This is a genomic window from Erwinia rhapontici (assembly GCF_012271765.1).
Lineage (GTDB): Bacteria > Pseudomonadota > Gammaproteobacteria > Enterobacterales > Enterobacteriaceae > Erwinia > Erwinia rhapontici.
The window spans coordinates 115,317-136,302 of the sequence record NZ_VRKO01000014.1 but is presented as its reverse complement, the minus strand read 5'-3'; the positions used below and the strand labels follow the sequence as shown (position 1 = coordinate 136,302).

General features: G+C 47.4%; 16 protein-coding genes. 13 read left to right on the top strand and 3 right to left on the bottom strand.

Annotation, left to right across the window (positions count from 1 at the left end; genetic code table 11):
- The first annotated feature begins 10 nt into the window (after positions 1 to 10).
- The 13 genes from tssC (at position 11) to FVB43_RS14215 (ending at position 15,700) form a co-directional block, all read left to right on the top strand.
- Entirely contained in the window at positions 11 to 1,510 is a 1,500-nt protein-coding gene (tssC, locus tag FVB43_RS14275; protein ID WP_133844505.1) for a type VI secretion system contractile sheath large subunit, read from the top strand.
- A 137-nt stretch (positions 1,511 to 1,647) separates the two neighbouring features.
- Positions 1,648 to 2,133 carry an Hcp family type VI secretion system effector gene (locus FVB43_RS14270; protein ID WP_133844507.1) on the top strand — a complete coding sequence of 162 codons (486 nt, stop codon included), beginning with the start codon at positions 1,648 to 1,650 and terminating at the stop codon, positions 2,131 to 2,133.
- Positions 2,134 to 2,343: 210 nt separating this feature from the next.
- Positions 2,344 to 2,883: a type VI secretion system lipoprotein TssJ gene (gene tssJ / locus FVB43_RS14265; RefSeq protein ID WP_159338374.1), complete on the top strand. Its 540-nt coding sequence runs from the start codon at positions 2,344 to 2,346 to the stop codon at positions 2,881 to 2,883.
- On the top strand, positions 2,880 to 4,226 hold the full coding sequence (tssK, locus tag FVB43_RS14260) for a type VI secretion system baseplate subunit TssK (RefSeq protein WP_133844511.1): 1,347 nt from the start codon (positions 2,880 to 2,882) through the stop codon (positions 4,224 to 4,226). The genes tssJ and tssK overlap by 4 nt, the downstream gene beginning before the upstream one ends.
- A complete protein-coding gene (gene tssL / locus FVB43_RS14255; protein WP_167864211.1) occupies positions 4,226 to 5,590 on the top strand; it encodes a type VI secretion system protein TssL, long form in 1,365 nt (454 codons plus the stop codon). Before tssK ends, tssL begins: the two co-directional genes overlap by 1 nt.
- An 11-nt stretch (positions 5,591 to 5,601) precedes the next feature.
- Positions 5,602 to 9,468, top strand: coding sequence for a type VI secretion system membrane subunit TssM (gene tssM / locus FVB43_RS14250; RefSeq protein ID WP_167864210.1), 3,867 nt, complete (start codon positions 5,602 to 5,604; stop codon positions 9,466 to 9,468).
- 46 nt (positions 9,469 to 9,514) lie between these two features.
- Entirely contained in the window at positions 9,515 to 10,198 is a 684-nt protein-coding gene (locus FVB43_RS14245; protein WP_167864209.1) for a hypothetical protein, read from the top strand.
- Between the two features lie 70 nt (positions 10,199 to 10,268).
- The gene (locus FVB43_RS14240) at positions 10,269 to 12,575 is read left to right on the top strand and encodes a type VI secretion system Vgr family protein (RefSeq protein WP_167864277.1); all 2,307 of its coding nucleotides are present in this window, start codon (positions 10,269 to 10,271) and stop codon (positions 12,573 to 12,575) included.
- Between the two features lie 107 nt (positions 12,576 to 12,682).
- Positions 12,683 to 12,946 carry a PAAR domain-containing protein gene (locus FVB43_RS14235; protein ID WP_133844521.1) on the top strand — a complete coding sequence of 88 codons (264 nt, stop codon included), beginning with the start codon at positions 12,683 to 12,685 and terminating at the stop codon, positions 12,944 to 12,946.
- Between the two features lie 3 nt (positions 12,947 to 12,949).
- A complete protein-coding gene (locus FVB43_RS14230) occupies positions 12,950 to 13,792 on the top strand; it encodes a TagK domain-containing protein (protein WP_167864208.1) in 843 nt (280 codons plus the stop codon).
- 23 nt (positions 13,793 to 13,815) lie between these two features.
- Complete coding sequence (locus FVB43_RS14225; protein WP_133844525.1) at positions 13,816 to 14,613, top strand: type VI secretion system accessory protein TagJ; 798 nt, start codon at positions 13,816 to 13,818, stop codon at positions 14,611 to 14,613.
- Positions 14,614 to 14,623: 10 nt separating this feature from the next.
- On the top strand, positions 14,624 to 15,115 hold the full coding sequence (locus FVB43_RS14220; RefSeq protein ID WP_167864207.1) for a type VI secretion system baseplate subunit TssE: 492 nt from the start codon (positions 14,624 to 14,626) through the stop codon (positions 15,113 to 15,115).
- Between the two features lie 189 nt (positions 15,116 to 15,304).
- A complete protein-coding gene (locus FVB43_RS14215) occupies positions 15,305 to 15,700 on the top strand; it encodes a polyketide cyclase (RefSeq protein WP_133844529.1) in 396 nt (131 codons plus the stop codon).
- A 62-nt stretch (positions 15,701 to 15,762) separates the two neighbouring features.
- Here FVB43_RS14215 and fhuB read toward each other — a convergent pair whose 3' ends face one another.
- The 3 genes from fhuB to FVB43_RS14200 are packed head-to-tail and all read right to left on the bottom strand — an operon-like array spanning position 15,763 to position 20,926.
- Positions 15,763 to 17,661, bottom strand: a complete 1,899-nt coding sequence (gene fhuB / locus FVB43_RS14210) for a Fe(3+)-hydroxamate ABC transporter permease FhuB (protein WP_167864206.1) — start codon at positions 17,659 to 17,661, stop codon at positions 15,763 to 15,765.
- Entirely contained in the window at positions 17,661 to 18,557 is an 897-nt protein-coding gene (locus FVB43_RS14205; RefSeq protein WP_167864205.1) for an ABC transporter substrate-binding protein, read from the bottom strand. Before FVB43_RS14205 ends, fhuB begins: the two co-directional genes overlap by 1 nt.
- Positions 18,557 to 20,926: a TonB-dependent siderophore receptor gene (locus tag FVB43_RS14200; protein WP_133844535.1), complete on the bottom strand. Its 2,370-nt coding sequence runs from the start codon at positions 20,924 to 20,926 to the stop codon at positions 18,557 to 18,559. Before FVB43_RS14200 ends, FVB43_RS14205 begins: the two co-directional genes overlap by 1 nt.
- Between the last annotated feature and the right edge of the window lie 60 nt (positions 20,927 to 20,986).

Sequence of the window (20,986 nt, the reverse complement as noted above, 5' to 3'; positions counted from 1 at the left end):
AGAGGGAACTATGTCAACTCAAACTGTAAAAAATGAAAAGCCGGCTGTAGCGACAACCTCCTATAGCGACTTCAATGCTCTTTTGACAAAAGAATTTAAGCCTAAATCTGAACAGGCGAAATCTGCTGTTGCATCAGCAGTCAAAACATTGGCTGAACAAGCGCTGGCGAACTCTCTGACAATTGCTGATGACGCATATAAGAATATTGCTGTCTACATCGCTGAAATTGACAGAAAGCTCTCAGAGCAGATCAACCTGATTCTTCATCATGAAAAATTCCAGTCGCTGGAAAGTGCGTGGCGGGGACTGCATTATCTTGTCAATAATACTGAAACAGATGAAAAGCTGAAACTTCGTTTTATGGATATATCTAAAAACGAACTGAGGCGTAACCTGAAAAGATATAAGGGAATTGCCTGGGATCAGAGTCCTTTGTTTAAACAGGTTTATGAAGAGGAATACGGTCAGCTGGGTGGTGAGCCTTATGGTTGTCTGGTTGCGGACTACTATTTTGATCATACGGCACCCGATGTTGATCTGCTGGCATCAATTGCTAAGATTTCTGCTTCAGCTCACTCCCCATTCATCACGGGTGCTGCCCCATCGGTGCTGCAAATGGAGTCATGGCAAGAACTCGCCAACCCGCGTGATTTGACGAAAATTTTCACGCAAAACCTGGAATACGCAGCATGGAATTCACTGCGTAATTCTGAAGACTCACGCTACATCGGCCTCGCAATGCCTCGATTCCTGTCACGTCTCCCTTACGGAATTCGCACAAATCCGGTAGATGCTTTTGACTTTGAGGAAACAACGGACGGAGCTGATCATAGCAAATATACGTGGTCGAACGCAGCTTACGCCATGGCAGTCAATATTAACCGTTCATTTAAACACTACGGGTGGTGCACCTTGATTCGTGGCGTTGAGAGTGGCGGTGTAGTGGAAGATCTTCCGTGTCATACTTTCCCTACAGATGACGGCGGCATCGACATGAAATGCCCTACGGAGATTGCAATTTCCGATCGCAGGGAATCTGAACTCGCTAAAAATGGTTTCATTCCATTAATTCATCGTAAAAATACAGATTATGCGGCTTTCATTGGAGCCCAATCACTACAGAAACCTGCTGAATATTACGATCCAGATGCAACCGCGAACGCTAATCTTTCAGCACGACTTCCTTATATGTTTGCCTGTTCACGCTTCGCTCATTACCTCAAATGTATTGTCCGTGACAAAATTGGTACATTTAAAGAACGTGATGATATGCAGAGTTGGTTGAACGACTGGATAATGAACTACGTCGATGGCGATCCAAATAACTCGTCAATGGATACCAAAGCGCGTCGTCCATTAGCAGCAGCTGAGGTTGTTGTAGAGGATGTTGAAGGAAACCCAGGGTTTTATCAGGCCAAATTCTTCCTGCGCCCTCATTTCCAACTTGAAGGTCTGACTGTGTCTTTGCGTATGGTTGCTAAACTACCTTCACTTAAAGGCTCTAACTGATAAAGCCTGAAATAATAAAATTGCATTCGGATTTATCAAATAAACCACAATATGAAAAAAAATTAAATTTTCCTAAAGTAGGAAATGCAGCTGTCGCACTTGTTGTGGCTTTTATCACATAGAAAAAAGGAATTATCATGTCACAAGATATGTTTATCAAAATTGATGGTATCGACGGTGAATCTCCAGATGCTGTTCATAAAAACGAAATTCAGGTCCTGAAGTGGAAATGGGACGTGAGTCAGCATTCGAACATGCACAGTGGTTCAGGTGGTGGTTCAGGAAAAGCATCCGTTAATGATTTTTGCTTTGAGCACTATACTGACAAAGCCAGTCCTAACCTGTTGAATTACTGTCTGACAGGTAAGCACATCAAAAACATTCAATTTGTCGTACGTAAAGCGGGTGGTAACCCTCTTGAGTATTTGATGATTAAATTTACAGATGTCATTATCACCTTAGTTGAAATGACAGGTTCTGTAGAAGATGAATCTCGCCCTCGTGAAACCGTGAAATTCTCATTCTCGAAAATGACACAAGATTACATTATGCAGAACGCCGAAGGTCAGAAGTCTGGTGTTATTTCTGCGACTTATGATGTTAAAGCTAACCAGCACGGTTAATATGTATCTGGGAAATAACTCACGATCTTAGTGATAGTGAGCATTGCCAATAGAAACATTGCCCAGGAAATCACTTGGCTTCCTGGGCATTCTAAATTCGATTTTCATACTGATTAACACAGTTGGTATTTATAGCATTAAGAACAATCGTACAGCTTAAGTTTTATGCCGCGTAGTCTTCTTTTATTACATTTTATAAAATAGATTTTTATGATGACAAAATGGTTAAAAACGTCCGCAGAACGCTATACACTGCTATTTTTTGCAATTTTTTTCATCTCAGCTTTGACATCATGCAGTTTGTTTCCTGGAGAAAAAAGCCAGGAAGTTATAAAAGTTACATTGTTAGCATCGAGTGATGTAAATCTTAACATTCATAACAGGCCATCACCTCTTGGCATTTACATTTATGAGTTAAAAACACCCGATACATTTGATAACAGTGATTATTACTCAATAATAAACAACACCAATATCGAATTTTCACAACAATCGAGCAAATTATATCAGGCTATTTTGATGCCAGGTGAAAAAAGAAATATTGAGATTAAACCTGGAAAATCCAGTGTAGCTCTGGGCGTCGTCGCCGCATATCGGGATATAAACATTGCGGAATGGAACAAAGCTATCATGTTTCCAGATGTTAAACCTGTTCCTTGGTGGAAGTTAATACATTCAGAAGAACCAAAAGCCCTGAGTATTGACTTTAGTAAAACTTCAATCTCAACAATAAAATGGATTAAGATGTGAGAACGAATAAAGTCGTCTGGAGCGAAGGACTGTTTCTACGTCCCCAACTATTCCAACAACAAGAACGCTATTTAGAATATTTTGTACATAAGCGCACAGCGACCCTCAATCCTTTTTTTTGGGGTTTTTCCCAATATGATATCGATAAAGAAGCGCTGGCATATGGGAAACTGGTTCTCAGATCAGGAGGCGGCGTTCTACCTGATGGAACACCATTCGATATCCCTGAGCATGCAGAAATTCCTGAGCCACTGACCATCAGTCCAGACCATTTAGGAAAGATGATCTATCTTGCCGTTCCACTTCGTCTGGAAAACAGTGATGAGACGATCTTTGATAGCAACAATCAAAGTTCTCTCGCACGATTTTTGGCCTATGAAACGAGTCTTAACGATACTAACGCGATTAGACAAGGCGCTAAACCTGTTCAATTAAGTAGGCTACGTATGCGCCTGGTACCCGAAACAGAAATGACGGAATCCTGGCTCGGTCTGCCATTAACTAAAGTTAAGGCAATGCAACCGGATGGTAGTGTATTACTTCACTCAGAGGACCATATTCCACCAGTCACCGCTTACGCAGCCAATATACTTCTGACAGAATGGTTAACACACCTTAATGGACTGGTTAAAATGCGAGCAGAAATGCTAGCAACTCGTCTATCCGCTAGTGATGGAAAAGCGAGTGCCGGTGCAGAGGTTGTTGACTATTTGCTGCTACAAATTTTCAATAAATATGAACCACTTCTTGATCATATCAGGCATATTCCTGAGCTGCCACCGATCCTCATATATCAAGAACTGGCAAAGTTTTCGGGTGAATTATCCACTTTTGTACGAACAACAACACGCCGCCCGATAGCTGCGCCAGGTTACGATCATGCTCGACTTTATGAATCGATTCGGCCATTGGTTGATGAAGTGAACTATCTTTTGAATCAGATATTGGTACGGGCAGGACAAATGATCCCGTTACTACCAAAAGGAAATGGTGTCTGGTCTGCATCTATGTTGCCTGCAGAATTACACTCATTCTCAAACCTTGTGCTTGCTGTCCATGCACAACTCTCAATGGATGTGTTGCAGCAGCAATTTACCTCACAGACAAAAATTAGCGCCCCACAGCAATTGCATGAGCTGGTTAGATCGCATCTACCAGGGCTAGTCCTGCAAGCCTTACCGGTTCCTCCACGGCAGATTCCTTACAGTTCAGGTTATGTCTATTTCGATCTGCTCAAAAGTGGACCATTCTGGGAAAAAATCTCTGCTACAGGTGCAATAGCCCTACACGTAGCTGGTGAATTCCCTGGGATAAAAATGGAACTTTGGGGAGTCAGGAACTAATGAGCGAAATACAGGACCGTGGTCTTGAGGCTGAAGACGTCCCGCCAGAAGAACTTACACCTCAGGCGCTCGGCAGATTTCTGCCGGATGAGCACAGTATTTCCATTGATCATAGTGTTAAACAAAGCAATGAGGAGGATGAAATTGAACGATTTCTTCATAGCGAGAAGAACTATCTAAACGAAACATCGTTAAGAAGTGAGAGTGTCCAGCAGCGCCTGGTCAACATCAGGCAGGCTGAAAACCCACTACTGGAAGCGAGCCAATATTTGCTTCGCGCGTTAAGTGAAATGCCTGAACATGTCGATTCGGCAGAACATGTCGAAGTGCTCAAAAGAAGTATAAAAAATGAAATTAATCTCTTCGTTATTGTTTGCGATGAGATAGATGTCTCGTGGAAGAAAATGGCCATTGTTCGCTACTGTCTGTGTACGGCACTGGATGAAGCAGCGCATGAAAAAACGTGGGCGCAAAATGCTGGCTGGTCACAGAGCAACCTACTCAACCACTTCGAAGGCGATAACGACGGGGGTAACAAATTTTTCCTGTTAGTTGGCCGCCTCTCTATGAATCCCCATGAATATGCAGATGTTCTTGAGGTACTCTTGCGTATTCTTGGCCTTGGATTTGAAGGTCGTTACAGTATTATTGAAGATGGTGACCGTCAACTGACGAAAATAAGACAACGATTACTTACCATTATTCAAAGCACAAAAGATACAGCGTCGACGATTTTATCGCCACACGGTCTGGTTAGCCGCGGAAAGCCAAAACGTGAGAAGTTAATCGTTCCCGTACGTGTGACATTATTGTTATGCGGGATTTTAATTGCCTCAACTTTTTTTTGGTATAAGTACTGGTTATCCGTTAACCAGAGTGTTATTGAGCATAAAATTCTTGCGATGAAAAAATTGAACGTGGCAAAACCTGAGGCAAAGAAACTTAGGCTCGCATATTTACTAAGAAATGAAATAGCGAAAGGTCTGGTCAGTGTTGACGAGACGAAAGAGCAAAGTAAAGTCATATTCAAAGGTGATTCAATATTCGAAAGCGGTGCAACATCTGTAAAGCCTGAGATGGATTATGTTATGAATCGTGTCGCTAAAGAAGTACAAAGAGTCAATGGTAGTGTCCTTATTATTGGACATACCGATGCAACGCCGATTCACAAACCTGGAATTGAAAACAATACTATTCTTTCAGAGTTACGCGCTAAGGCGGTAGCCAGGCTTTTTGTTAACACCGGCTTATCTGAGAAAAAAATACATACTCAAGGCGTAGGTGATACTCAGCCAGTGAGTAGTAATAGCAAACCCGAAGGTCGTGCGCAAAACAGACGCGTAGAATTCTTCGTTACGTATTGATGAGATCAGAAATGTCTTTAATTAATAGATTATTTTCAACCCGTGTAACAAAATTCATGCTGACAGTGGCATGTTTCATTTTGTTGGTGCTCTTTATTTGGTATTTAGGACCATTTTTCGGATTTGGAGAAACACGACCATTAGAAAGTGTTGAGCCACGCATCATTTTGATCGTTCTTTCGCTGTTCTGTACGATAGGAATATGGTTCAGATTCCCTCTATTTATTATGGTATTACTGGCGCTTAGCTGTGCAGTCTGGATCATGGGCCCATACCTTTTAATGGGTAAGTCCTATCCACTTAATAGCATAAATCGTAGAGTGATCGTAATTGGTTGCATACTCGCACTTGCTTTTATTTATGGTGTCTGGAATCTCATTGTTGCGTTAAAGAGAAACCCAAAATTCTTAGATAAATTCATTAAAGATGAAGAGGTAAAGGAAGATTACAATCAAGCTGAAATTTTCTCAATAATTCGAAATGCTAACAATTACATTAAAAATATCAGCAAGAATGCTTCGAAATTTAAGCAGTTTTTCCTGCCAGAAAAATTCCTTAGCGATCTCCCTTGGTACATGGTAATTGGGACTGAAAATGCCGGTAAAACATCATCAGTACTGTCGTCAGGGCAGAGTTTCCCCGATCCAGAACAATTAAAAAAAATTGCCCGAAAGACGATGGCAACAACCAATTGTGAATGTTGGTTTTCGAATGATGCTCTATTCTTAGATACCGCTGGTAAATATGTTAGTCAGGCGGAAGAAAGTAATAATGAATGGAGCAATATTTTAAATGGCATCAAGAAGTACCGATCTATAAAAGCCATAAACGGTGTTATTATCAACATTTGTGTTACTGATGTTATGGGGCGCAGCAAGGCCGAATTGTACGATCTTTCAGCTAAAATTAGAGCAAGACTCGATGATACTCGAAAAACGCTTGGAATACACTTCCCGGTCTATGTACTGGTGTCAAAAGTCGATCAACTTTCTGGTTTTTCTGAATACTTCAGGATACTGACAGAGCAGGAACGCGAACAGATTTGGGGCGTCACCTTCCCTTATGGCGAAGAAATGAAAATGCCGGCTTCTGACCTGCGTGAGCGTGTTGACGCGGAGCTGGCACTGCTGGAAAGTCGTATTGAAGAGAAGATGACATTACGCCAGCAGGAAGAGCTGAATCTTAGCGATAGAAAAAGAATGTACAGCTTCCCTCAGGATTTCCGTGTTCTGTCACAAGAAATATCTGACATGCTGCAAAATATATTTTTCACCTCCAGATATGACGAAAGCAAAGGTTTCACCAGTTTGCGTGGGTTATATTTCGTCAGTAATCACCAACCTGCTGATGTTTATCTATTAAATAACAGTACGTTAATGCACAAGTGGGATAACTTTGTTCACAGACGCTCCGTTAACGCGGTTGAATCCGTCACAAAGCGATATAATGATGCTGATTTTTTAGTCACTGACAACGCTTATGGCCGCCATTATTTTCTCAAGACCCTATTTTCAGAGATCATCGTTAAAGATGCCCATCTGGTGCGCCATAACTTAAGTGCTGAATCTAAATACCGATTCCAGAACATATTTATACATTGCTCATGTATTTTGTTAACTGCATGGCTTATCAATGGTTTCTATCATAGTTATTATAATAATGATGGATACCTCAACACTATTCGTGAAAAAGTGGTTTCCTTAGAAGGTAAAGTTGAAGAGTTTGAGAAAGCAAACAACACAGAGCTAATTCCGACATTGCTATCCATGGCTCAGTACATGCCTGAATATAGTGACCTGGACGTTGAACACCCGCCATTGGACTTCAGGTTCGGCCAATATGTGGGCTGGGATATCACATCAAAATCGACCTCATTATATCACTACTTCTTACAGAGACTGCTTTTTCCAAATGTGCAAAATGAAGCGCAAGATAAGCTTCAGGATGCACTTCTTGGTGATGATAATGGTGAGATATATACAGCGTTAAAAGCGTACCTGATGCTCAATGGGAAAGGAAAGTTCGATAAGAAATTTCTTATTGATACCATCACTAAGGCCTGGGATGATTCTGGTAAAATTATACCTTACGCCGATAAAGAAATTTTCATTTCTCATTTAGATAATCTGTTTGATTTACCGGAATGGAACCATTATTCACAACCGATAGATGCTGAACTGGTTGCACAGGCAAGGGATGTATTGGGACGTATTTCCCTCAGTGACCGCCTTTATGAACGCATGAAGGTGATTATGCAGGATGATGCCCCAGAAAACCTGACGTTAGATAAAATGACCGATGGTAAAGCTAACCAGATTTTCACCCTGGATGAAGCCGATCATCATGCGACCAGCATTCCTGGATTGTTTACCTATGTCGGTTACCATCAGGTTTTTAAAAAAAAAGTCACCGCCCTTGTTACCAGACTTAATGATGAAGATAGCTGGGTCATGGAAAGTAAACATAACACCTCGTTAGCAGAATTCAGCTCAGCCAGAATGCATGCAGAGTTGGGGCTGCTCGGCTCTGCCATGCTGGCAAACGCTAAACGCATCGATCCTATAAAGCAAAAGATTATGCAGCGTTACTATGATGAATATACCCAACGGTGGAGTCGCTTTCTCAGTGAGATCAGCCTGAATTCAAATCGTTCACAGAATCGAAATGGACAGTTAGCACTGTCCTTTGATATTTACTTGCTGCGGACCATGGTTTCATCAGATTCACCATTGGTGAATCTGGCGCAAAGGGCTGTTGAGGAAACGACACTCTCGGCCTTACAGAACGAAGAGTTAATTGATAGCCGCTCTTCAAATACACGTTTGCTACAAAACGTGAATAAAGCCAATCAGTTGCTGATATCACTAGAGAAAAAGCGGTTATGGGAAGGTGTCGATAGTCACTTCTCCACCCTGCGAGAGTTTGTTACAGGCTCTACACGTCCAAGTGAAAAGGCGGGTAGCACGGCCATGACTGGCAGCCGTTTAAGGAACATCATGGGGGTTCTCCATGACCAGTACACCCTCTTTGTTCTTTCTGATAATGCACTCAAAAGTGGCAATATGCCGACGCTGTCAGATGCAGGCCTTAAGATCAGTGCAGAATCACAAACCTGGCCTGACCCACTAAAGAATATTATTGAACCACTTCTGAATGGTGCTTATAAAAAGGTCAACCATCTGGTTATCTCTGAAAGTAATAAAAAGATAGAAGCGGATCTGGGTGAGGTATGTAGAAACACTCTTGAGGGACGCTATCCTTTTACCAAGAGTCTTGAAGAAGTACGTGTTCGTGATTTTGAACATTTCTTCGCACCTGGTGGCTTGGCTGAGATGTTCTTCAAAAATAATCTGGCTGATAAGGTCAATACGTCCGTCAAACCATGGCGCTATAACAGTGACAATGGAGAGAACGACTCCAGCACACTGAAGACGTTCGAACAGGCCCAGGACATCCGTAATACCTTTTTCCAGAACGGAGAAAGTAAACAAATGTCGATTAACTTCTCGATCTCTGTGCCCTACATGGCACCTACCATCACCCAGCTCAGTATGAATTTCGATGGGACGACGATGGACTACTCACACGGGCCGGTTGCTCCGGAAACATTTACCTGGCCGGGCAGTCGCATGGGTTCCATTGTCAGTATGACCGCCCAGCCAAGAATGGCTGATAAAACCTCCGGCCTGGTTTTCACTGGCCCCTGGGCTCTTTTCCATTGGATGGACAACGTGAAAAAAATCGAAAACTCTTCATCTGCTAACCCTGTCATGGTGTTCTCCTTGAGTAACCGACGCGTGGATATCAAAGCATCAGGAATCACCTATGATGATCGATTAATTACGCGTTTACTGCGGGACTTCCAGTGTCCAGGGTGACCTTTGGTCTATTTAATTTTCATAAATATTACCAGAGGAGGTGAATATGACATTGCAGATATCTGTTATTGATGATAGTCGCCACTATCGCTGGTATCACTGGCGTAGAAAGCATCATCGGAGAATACTTAAATTCTTACAGGATATGGTTGAACCTGAGATTAAAACGCTCTCTCAGAGTAATGAACTATCCGATAGTTATCCATGGTGCTTTGTTTTTTCGGCAAAACAACTAAACCGAAAACACTATTACATCGGTGCATTGACTATTTCTAAAAATAACTGTAATAAAGATAGCCTTTGTGTCATTTTTTCTCGACTTCCTTATAATGTTATAGCTTTGGACTTCAAAAAAAAATTTCACATCGCTTTTTGGCAGTCAAGAATCCTTGCAGCTCGACAAGGTGAAATGAATGCCAATAAAAAAAACCCTCATTTTTTGGAGTGGATTAAAGCCTTACAGATACACTATTCGCCATTTTTAGAATCTGTTTTAATTCGTAAAAGCTATAGATTCATTAATACATCTGAGCCATTACTGTCAAATTGCCACATTTTGGACAATCAGATACCCATTAATGGGGGAGTGGAGTTTATGCCATGGAAAAACTGGCCTGAGTGCATTCAGAACGGAAATTCAGTCTGGCTTTGGCGACAAAGTCGATATGGTCGAATTATCGACTCTAAGAAAATATCGGTACCGATGGATATTACTAACGCCCGCCGTTAGTGGTTATGGATAATCAATTTCGTATAAGGTGATTCTCATGTCACGAACTATTAACTTGTACAGCGCTGCAATGCCTCTCTTGTTAGGGGAACCGGCGTTGGTCCCATCGACGCTTAAAGGTGAAGAGTCATTATCTACACTTTACTCGTACACCATAATGACCAAAACTGCCGCTAATCCCTTGATCCCCTGGCAATCTGCGTCAAACATTGAGATTAAAGATCTCATTGGAAAAGAAATGACGATCGAGATAGAGCTGGATGGCAGCGGCCTTGATGCGGTTACAGGCGTTGGGAAAGGGATACGCGAAATATCAGGGCTGGTGCAGCAGGCGAGATTTCTTGGGCGTGATGCCAATCAGGCCAAGCATGAATTTGTTATCAGACCTTGGCTTTATCTGACTGATCTAACATCAGATTATAAAACTTTTCAGCATATGAATGTGGTCGAGATCATTGATGAAGTGTTATCTGATTATCATTTCCCATTAGATAAACGTCTTAGTGGCAGTTACCCACAGCTCGATTTTCAGGTTCAATATGGTGAAACTGACTTTAACTTCATCCAGCGTTTGATGGAAGAATGGGGCATTTACTGGTTTTTTGAGCACCATGGACATAAGCATAAAATGGTTATTGTCGATCATGTCGGTGCCCACAAAAAATTTAAGAGTGCTGCTTACCATACGCTCAAATATGAACCTGATTTACCGAAGGCAGGTGGAGAGTATGTTACCCGATTCGATCATCAGGAAACTATCACCACAGGTTCATGGGTGACCAACGACTACGACTTCACTAAGTCACGTGCTGATATTATGGCATTGGACAGCAAACCCCGTAAAACCAGTTTTAATGACATGGAAGTTTATCATTGGCCAGGCGATTACGATCAGCCCGGCATTGGTGAGCAATTAGCGAAAGTACGTATTGAGGAATTAGGTGCAATGGGTTCTCGTGCAACTGGATTTGGTGAGTTGCGCGGCGTTGTCTGTGGGTCTAATTTTAATCTCAAAGGATTCCCGGTTAAAAAAGTTAATCGCGAGTATCTCATCATTTCCAGCAAATTAGACGTTGAAGAAATTGGTCAGGTATCAGGGCAGGAAGATTTTAAATACCAATGCGAATTTACCGTACAGCCGACAACCAAAATTTATCGTCATCCACGAACTGCGATAAAACCTAAGACTCGTGGCCCACAAACAGCCATTGTGGTTGGCCCTCCGGGACAAGATATCTGGACCGATAAATATGGCAGGGTCAAAGTTCATTTTCTGTGGGATCGCTACGGTAAAAATATCGAATCAGACTCATGCTGGCTGCGTGTAAGCCAGGCCTGGGCAGGTAATAATTTTGGTGGAATCAACATTCCTCGTGTTGGTCATGAAGTCATTGTCGACTTTCTTAATGGCGATCCCGACAGACCTCTGATTTTAGGTAGTCTTTACAATAACGTTACGATGCCTCCCTGGGATCTTCCGGCTAATGCCACACAAAGTGGCCTGGTCAGCCGTACTGTCGGTGGCGGACGAACCAACTTCAACGGCGTACGATTTGAAGATAAACCTGGTCTTGAACGCTACTGGGAGCAAGCTGAGCGCGATATGAGCCGCCTGACAAAAGCTAACGAAAAACAGGTTATTGGTGCGAACTCAAATCTTAAGGTTGGCCTTTCCAGAACGAAATTTGTCGGTGGTTTCCAGACAGCAAACATATTGGGCTTCAATAGCCTACTCGTCGGTGGTGTTATGACCACTGTTGTTGGCGCTGCCCAGTCAAATACCGTAGGTGGAGCGAACTCCGTCAACGTAGGTGGTGTTATGGCAACCTGTGTGGGCGGCGCTAACTCACTCGCTGTGGGTGGAGCAAACGCCATCAATGTGGGGGGGGCCATGGCAACTGCCGTAGGCGGTGCCATTTCAACAGTTGTTGGTGGTGCCAGTGCACTGGCAGTGGGTGGTGCAGCTTCAGCCGTTGCCGGGGGGGCTTTCGCAATCAGTTCAGGTGGCATGCTCACCATCTCGGCTTCAAACATTAAAATTGTCGCCGGTGGAAAAATTGTCATACAAGCTGGTGAGGTTGATATTAACCCCGGTGATTGTTGCGATTGTAAAGGCGGCGGTGGCGGCGGTGGCGGCGGTGGCGGTGGTTTTTTACCCGGTTTACCAGGGCTGACAGCGTTTGGATTCATTCCTTTACCGCTACCGTTACCACCCTTGCCAATATTCCCGCCTGTCACTAAGCCTCCAGTAACTGTGCCGCCGGTGACCAAGCCTCCGGTAACCAAACCACCTGTGACCAAGCCGCCGGTGACCGAGCCGCCTGTGACCAAGCCGCCTGTGACCGAACCGCCGGTGACCCCGACGTGGGGCCCCTAAGCAACGGGGATAAACACTAAAAGGGCCGGACCTGACTCAAGCCAATCATGGCGAAACAGTTCGGGCCCTTTTTACTTGATCATGAATTAATCAACATGAGGTGATTTATGCAAAATGCAGCCAGAGTTAGTGATGCAGTCTGCCACGGTGGAGTGATTGTTTCAGGTTCAGGCGATACCACGATCAACAGCTCTAACGCCGCTATCACGGGCGGCAGCGTTGCGACCTGTGCCATTCATGGTGCTGCACCGGTTGCTTCCGGTTCGGGATCTGTGTTTATCAATAGTTGCAACGCAGCCCGTCTGGGAGACGTCTGCGGATGCGGTGCCGCAGTCGCCAGTGGTTCTGGTGATGTTTATATCGGTGGATAAATAATGTACTTATCAATCACCTGGCCTGATCAACACTATCGCTTCAAACTTGATGAATCTCATACATCAGAAGCGCGTGTGGGCTTCAACGTCATAAAGGGGGAGTTTTCAGACGAGCATCCTGCTCTACCAGAAGAGAATACTGTGTATTTTTACTGGACACTCGCCGGGGTCGCCGTTTTCAATGCCTGTAGCGATTATGTCTGTATCATTGATGGGATCCCTGTTGAAAAGAACGAAATTCGCACCCTGAATTTAGGTTCAGAAATACAAATAGGCCATTATAATATTCAGGCAGTGGTGAGCGAGAGCACGACGGCTCTTGATGATATATTCTATACATTGAATGGCTATGAAACCGACAGAAGCAACACTCACATTCCTGAAATAGAAGATATTTTACCGAGTGGCGCACATTATATTGCCGATCTTAATTACTCAAATGAGATGTTCTCGGAAAGAGTCAGTGAGAATGATGCAATTAAGCCGCTAGAAACTGAATATAAGAAGTTCCTGATTTGGGGGCAGATCAACAGCAATCTTTATAATAAGGATGAAAAAAAATCTCATTACGTTATTAATGATGATGGTTTCTTTGATGCTACCCGATCGGATATGCAATCGAAAACCATCATGGAGTGTATTCTGGATGCTCCTTCACTGATTGATAAAGTCTGGGATGAACTTGAAGTTGCCAACCTGCAGGATGATGTTCTGTATGAAGAAGAAAAATATGAAATATTAATGCTACTGGCGCCGGAAAAATTCACGGCAAAAGAGAAAAAAGTTATACCTGAACTTGCTTTCCAGGATCTTTATAAGATTGGTCTGGACAGTCATTACTAAAATATACTCTGAAGGAAAAGTAGATGGATACTACAAAGTCATTATATGGATCGTTGAAGACCGCCTCACTTGAGGAGGTCCTGGCGAATTGTTTGTCTCAGGTTAAAGCTAAACCTGATGATATCTCCTTACGTGAAACACTCTACAAACTATACTGTATTGAAGGTTCGTGGCAAAAAGCACTGATGCAACTGCAAACCATCGAAGTCATTAATAGTGATTCATTACAAGAAGTAGAAATTGCAAAAAACCTGATATTCAGTGAATTAATCAGAGAAGAAGTGCTGCGTGGCGAACGCTTACCTGGCATGCTCAATCTTGAGTTACCCGAATGGATTAACTTGTTAAATCAGGCAAACAAGTTACTGTCTGACGGAGCGCTGAACGAGCAGGACGAACTGCGTAGCCAGGCTTTCTCTTTGGTGAATGGAAGCGCCGGGGAAAGTCCGCACATAGGGTCCTTTTCCTGGATTTCAGACAGTGACGGGCGTATTGGGCCTGCCTGTGAGTTTATTGCTGCCGGTGGTTACCGTTGGGTACCCTTCTCCGAGATAAAATCATTGAGCATTGAAAAACCGAAAGAAATCATCGATCTGATCTGGTCTAAAGCCCATATTCAGACCCATAGCGATGTGTATTACGGTTACATCCCTTCACGCTATCCCCTGATGGAAAATGCCAGTAAGGATGCCAAACTCGGTTTAGTCACAGAGTGGGAAGATGTCTCTGCCACCTGTTCCAAAGGATCAGGACGCAAGGTCATCATTACCGATGCAGGTGATTTCTCTTTACTGGAAAGCGGAAAAATAACGTTTGCCTGAGGATTCAGTGATGGAAAAGAAAAGGCAGTTTTTGCCTACATTACTGGAAAGACTGCAGGATGACGAGCCGAAAAAAAGTAGTGAACGCTTTGATGAATTTTTTTTTGATTCGAGAAAGATGCGATCAATTGTTCAGAAAGATATCGCTACGATGCTGAATAACACCAACATCGAAGACAGTCTTGATGAATACAGGCACAATCTGGTCGCCGATTCAGTGGTAAACTATGGCGTAAGTGCCCTGGTCGGAAGCTTTGCCAATCAGCATCGATGGCATTCGATTGAAAAAAATATCAGAACAGCGATCTTGAGATTTGAAACAAGGATTATTCCTGAATCACTGATGGTGCGTTCGCTACTGACCGAAGAGCACCCCACGAAAAATGGTATGATTCTTTTTGAAATAAGAGGGCTTATTGACTGGCATCCTCATCCAATCGATCTCTGTTTCCACGGACGTTATGATGTAGAAACCTCGCATGCTGAAATAAAAAGCATGTAAATGACAAGATTCCTCACCGTAGCGGAAAGCTGCGCTAGCGGTGAGGGACCTTATTCAGGTCAGACCGCCTTCACGTTTGTCGCTTCAGTCCTCGCGCTTCGCTACCCAGTTAACACAATGGAACGCTCCTCCTTCCCATCTTCCTTTCAGGATGGTTAAATCCGTTATTGACCACTGACCGGAGGTATTATGCTGTCCTCACATACTCTTAGCCTGGCTATCCATCGTAACTGGGTAGATTTGTATGAAACGATCTGGAAACCGGAGTTTTTCCCCAAGTGGGCTTCGGGTCTGAGTCAGGGGCCGCTTGAGCCAGATGGCAATAGCTGGAAAGGGCGTGGCCCACAGGGACCGGTCAAAGTACGCTTCACCGAACATAACCCGTTCTGCATTATGGACCACTATATTGACAGCGGTTATAGCAAAGAAATCTTCGTTCCTATGCGCATTGTCGCCAACGAAGAGGGCTCACAGGTGTTAATCACCGTTTTTCGCCAGCCACTGCTGTCGGATGAAAAATTCGCCCAGGAACTGGAATGGGTGAAACGTGATTTACAGGCGCTACATCAGCTGCTGACCACCTGACAGCCAGAGAGACACCGCCGGACTGGTCAATATCAGTCGCAGGCAGATGCGTCGGCACTCATTCAGCGCCGACGTAGTTGCCATAAAAACCAGGGTGCGCCGATCAGTGAGCAAATTATCCCTGCCGAAACGGGCCACGGCCAGGCGATGTTACGTCCGAGCCAGTCGGCCAGCACCATCAGCGTTGCCCCCAGCAATGCTGCCAGCCCAATCTGAGCGGACACACTGCGCGCACCACTGTAGCGAGCAAGCTGTGGAGCGATCAGTCCGACAAAACTCAGCGGCCCGATCAACAACGTACCGCCCGCCGTTAGCGCCGCCGCCAGCAGCAGAATTAACAGACTATGGGTACGCAAATGCAGCCCCAACGACTGCGCGGGCTGTGTGCCCAATCCCAGCAGTTGCAGACCACGCCGGAGCAGCAGCGTCAAAGGAATCAACACGACCGCCAGCCCTGCCCCGAACAACGCAACGCTGGCCGTGATACCTGCGGTCGAGCCAGTGCTCCAGTTCAGCAATTGCAACGCACGCGGGTCACCGCTTAGCATCAGCAGGCTGGTCAGCGCGCCGCTGATACTGGTCAGACACAACCCCACCAGCACCAGACGCTGTGGTTGAAAACCCCGCCGGGCCCCCAGCCACAACATCGCCCCGGTCGCCAGCAGGCTGCCGAGCAGCGCGGCAGGAAACATCCATGATAACGGTCCCGCCAGCATAAACAGTAGCAGTATCGCCAGGGATGCGCCGCTGCTGATGCCCAGCAACTCAGGGCTGGCCAGCGGGTTGCGCGTCAGGCGCTGAATTAACACACCCGCCACCGCCAGCATCGCTCCGGCAGCCAGCGATCCCAGCAGCCGCGGCCAGCGCCACGCCAGCAGCATCCCTTCAGTGAACTGACGATTCCATCCCAGCGACAAGCCGATCGTCAGCAACAGCAGGCACAGGAGTAGTGCGATCTTACGGCCACCCAATGGTGGAGAAAAAGCAGGTACATCCGCTGCGGCCTGAGGAAAACGAATGGTCCGCTGGCGGGACAGCAGCAGCAGGATCAGCGGCGCACTGAATAATGCGGTAATCGCGCCGGTTGGCACATCGCCCGCTGCGGGAGAAAGTGACTGTGCCAGTTGGTCAATCAGCCATAACAGCAATGCCCCAAAGGCCAGGGTCCAGGGTAACTGCTGGCTGAAACGGCGTACGCCCAGCAGCCGCACCAGTGCGGGAGCCGCCAGGCCAATAAAGCTGATAATGCCTAGCTGACTGGTGACCAACGCACTGAGCGCCACGGCGATCAACAGCGTCAGCAGGCGAACGGTCAACGGTGAAGCGCCGAGGCTGGCGGCACTCTGCTCTGACAGACCGATCAGCGTTAACGGTCGAGCCAGCAGCAGGCTTCCACCACTCAGCAGCAGCAACGGCAACAGCAGCAGACGCACACTGTCCCAGCCATTCTGACCGAGTGCCCCCGCCTGCCAGCTGAACAAATCGCTGAGATAGTCGTGGTTAAACATGACCAGCAGCGTAGAAATGGCGCTGGCATACAGGCTCAGTACCATGCCCGCGAGGAGGATGTTCAGCGTCGCCAGCTGCTGCTTCGCCACCAGCAACAGCAGTAACAGAGTGGTGATGCCCGCGCCCACTAGCGCCACCGGTGCCATCCCCCACACCAGCAGACCGGGTGCCAGCACCAGCGCCAGCGCAATCGCCAGATTCGATCCAGCGGCTACGCCAAGAGTGGCAGGTTCGGCCAGCGGATTACGCAGTACCTGCTGGAAAAGCAGACCGGCCAGCGCCAGTGCGCCTCCGGCCAGCAGGCTGATCGTCAGTCGGGGGAGAAAACTGTAGTGCAGCAGCAGGTGACCGTTGCCCTTGTCGTGCAACAACGGCAACAGATGGTGGGCCGTCAGCGCCAGCGCCAACAGCAGCAAACCGCAGAACAGCGCCAGCGGCGCATAGCGTGACATCAGGGTTCACTCAGCAGCCGCAGCGCCAGGCTGTCGGCAAGACGCAGGGCGGTGCGTACACCACCAAACGGAAAAAAGGAGGGCAGCGGGACGGCATCGCCCTGCTGCACCAGAGGAAGATGCTGCCACAACGCGCTGGACTGCCGTGCCTTGCGCAGCCGGTCAGCGGTGGTGGGCAATTCACTATAAAACAGCCGGGTATCAGCCAGAGTCGCCAGACGATCGATGCTGACATTCGCCAACCCAATGCGGTTACCCGGCTGTTGCCAGGCATTTACCAGCCCCAGCCGATCCAGTACGCACTGCACCAGACTGTGCTGGCCATAAACCGTGGCATGCTTACCGTCCTGATTGAGCACCGCCACACACACTTTCGGACGCGCACGCGTCGCCAGTTGCTGTCGTAAATCAGCCAGATGCTGGCTGGCCGCATCCAGCAATTGTTGTGCCTGCGCCAAACGATTAAGCCGGGCCGCCAGCGGCAGCAGCCAGTCACACAGCGACTGCCAGGCATCCCCCTCCGCCGGGTAGATATTCACCACTTCCACCGGAGCAATCCGCGCCAGCGCCGTCAGGATTGACGGCGACAGCGCATCACTGAGGATCAGTGATGGCCGCAGTTGGGCAAGATACTCCAGATTGGGTTCCCAGTAAGGGCCGATATCCCTGACCACGGCAGGCAGCACCGGGTCGGGGATGCGGCGGCGAAAATAGCCGCTGTCGGAGATCGCCAGCGGCGTGATCCCGAGTGTCAGCATCAGCTCCGCTGCCGCCCAGTTAATCGCCACAATGCGATCTGTCGCCAGCGGCTGCGCGTACAGATCGCGACTGAACGCCAGCGGTGCCAGCAACAGCGCTTTCAGGCAGTCGCGCCGCCGCCACAATCCCTGTGACATCAGAAGTTATATTTCACGGAACCAATCAACGTACGCTCCTGGCCCGGATAGCAGCTGGTGGTGCCGTCACAGGTGCCAACATACTGATGGTTCAGCAGATTCTGCACATTCATCCCGAAGGTCAGATGCTGGTTAACCTTATACGCAGCGCCCGCATCAACCAGAGCAAAGTTCTTCACCGCCACCGTATTTTCATTATCGCCATACATGCTGCCGACGTAGCGTGCGCCGCTGTTCAGCGTCAGGCCATTCAACACGCCCTGGGTGAAGCCATAGCTCAACCATACTGACGCCATATGTTTCGGGACGTTAGCCTGTTTATTGCCCTGCACGCCGTCATTGCTCTTGGTGATTTCCGTATCGGTATAGCTGTAAGACGCCAGCGCATGCAGATTTTGCGTCAGCTGCGCCTGGGTTTCCCACTCAATACCGCGTGAACGCACTTCGCCCGAGGCCGTCTGGTAACCGGTCGCCAGGCCATTGACCAGTTCGTTGGTCAGCACATTGGTTTTGGTGATTTCAAAGGCTGCCAGCGTCATCAACAGGTCAGCATCGGGCTGGTATTTGATCCCGGCCTCAACCTGGTGTGCCTTACTCGGCGTGAACGTATTATTGCTGCTGTCTGTCCCGCTGTTCGGCGTAAAGGACTCAGCATAACTGATATATGGCGCCAGGCCGTTACCCACCAGCCAGGTCAACCCGGCGCGACCGGTCCAGGCATCTTTATCCAACCAGCTGGTGTTCTCCGTCAGGTTGTTCTGGGTACGCATACTGATATCGTCATGCCGCCCCCCCACGGTCAGCAGCCAGTTCGGCGTCAGGGAGATCTGGTCCTGCGCATAGACGCCAAGCTGGGAGGTGGTCTGATTGTTATTATTCACCAGCGTGGTCGGGTCAGAAATATCCACACCGTACTGTGGCTGGAAGATATTCAGCGTCGGAGCAGCCTGGTTAAAGCGTTTTGCGTTACCGTCCAACCAGCTGTAATCGATGCCGGTCAGCAAAGTGTGATTGATCGTACCAGTGGCAAAATCAGCCTGTAACTGGTTGTCGATGTTGAACGCCTGCATATGCTCATCAAAACGCACAGCATTACGTGCCTGGGTGCCTGCGGTGTAATCCGTCGCGCCCGGCAGCAGGTTATTGAGGATGGTATCGGTCTGACCAAAACGCAGGTTCTGGCGCAGCTGGATAGCATCATTCAGTTGATGACTAAACTCATAACCCACGGTGAACTGCTCGTTGCGGAAATGGTTATAGCTGTAATCGCCCAGCAGCGTATCGGTGACTTTGCCATCAGGCTCCGTCAATACGGCGATGGTGCCGCCGGAGCTGTCGCGCAGGTAGTCGGCACGCAGCGTCAGGCTGGTGTCGGCATTCGGCAGCCAGGTGAATGAGGGGGCGATATACACGCGATCATCTTTCACTTTCGGGCCGTTGGCGTACTGGAACTGGGTATTGCTGTCGCGCGCTACCCCCACCAGACGGTAGAGATAACGGCTGTCATCATTAATCTTGTCGCTAAGGTCGAACTGCAGCTGGCGGCGGTCGAAGTTGCCAAGCTGCACTTCCACTTCATGCACGCCCTGGGCGGTCGGCAGTTTGCTGACGCGGTTGATAATGCCACCGGCATCACCCAGGCCAAACAGGGTGGATGACGGGCCGCGTACCACATCGATGCGTTCCAGTGCATACGGCTCGGTACGGAAATAGCTGTAGCTGTTGTTGAGCTGGCGCAGACCGTCACGATAGTCGTTAGTGGTTAATGCATTGAAGCCACGAATATAAATCCAGTCATAGCCTTTTGGGTCAACGCCGTAGGTTTCGGTTTTTACCCCCGGCACATAGCGCAGTGCTTCCGTCACACTTTGTACGTTCTGGCGGTCCATCTGCTGGCGACTGATCACGGAGACTGACTGCGGGACGTCCAGCAGTGAGCTGTTGGTTTTGGTGGCGCTGCTGGTCTGCTGCGGAACACTGCCGCCCTGCTGGCCGCTGTTGGCGGTGACTGTCAGCGTGTTGCCATCCAGGGTATCGCCCGGCTCGACGGTGACCATATCGTTCTGGCGACTGTAGTGCAGGCCACTGCCCTGTAACAGGCGGTCGAGGGCGCTTTCCAGCGTCATGGTGCCGCTCACGGCAGGGGCGGTTTTATTGGCGACCGCCGATGGCGCAACGATAAGCTGAACGCCAGCCTGTTGTGCCAGCGCGTTCAGCGCCGACGACAACGGCTGCTGCGGCAGTGAAACTGCCACGGTTGTACTTGCCGCAGCAGCATAAGGCGCCAGCGTATTCAGTGCGATAGCCAGCGATACTGCGCTGTATTTAAGAGATTTTCCCGGCAGTGCAGCAAAGGTAAACAGAGCCATGTGTCAGTTCCCAAAGGTTATGTAATAAGAATCATTTCCCTTAGTAGACGCACAGGTCGA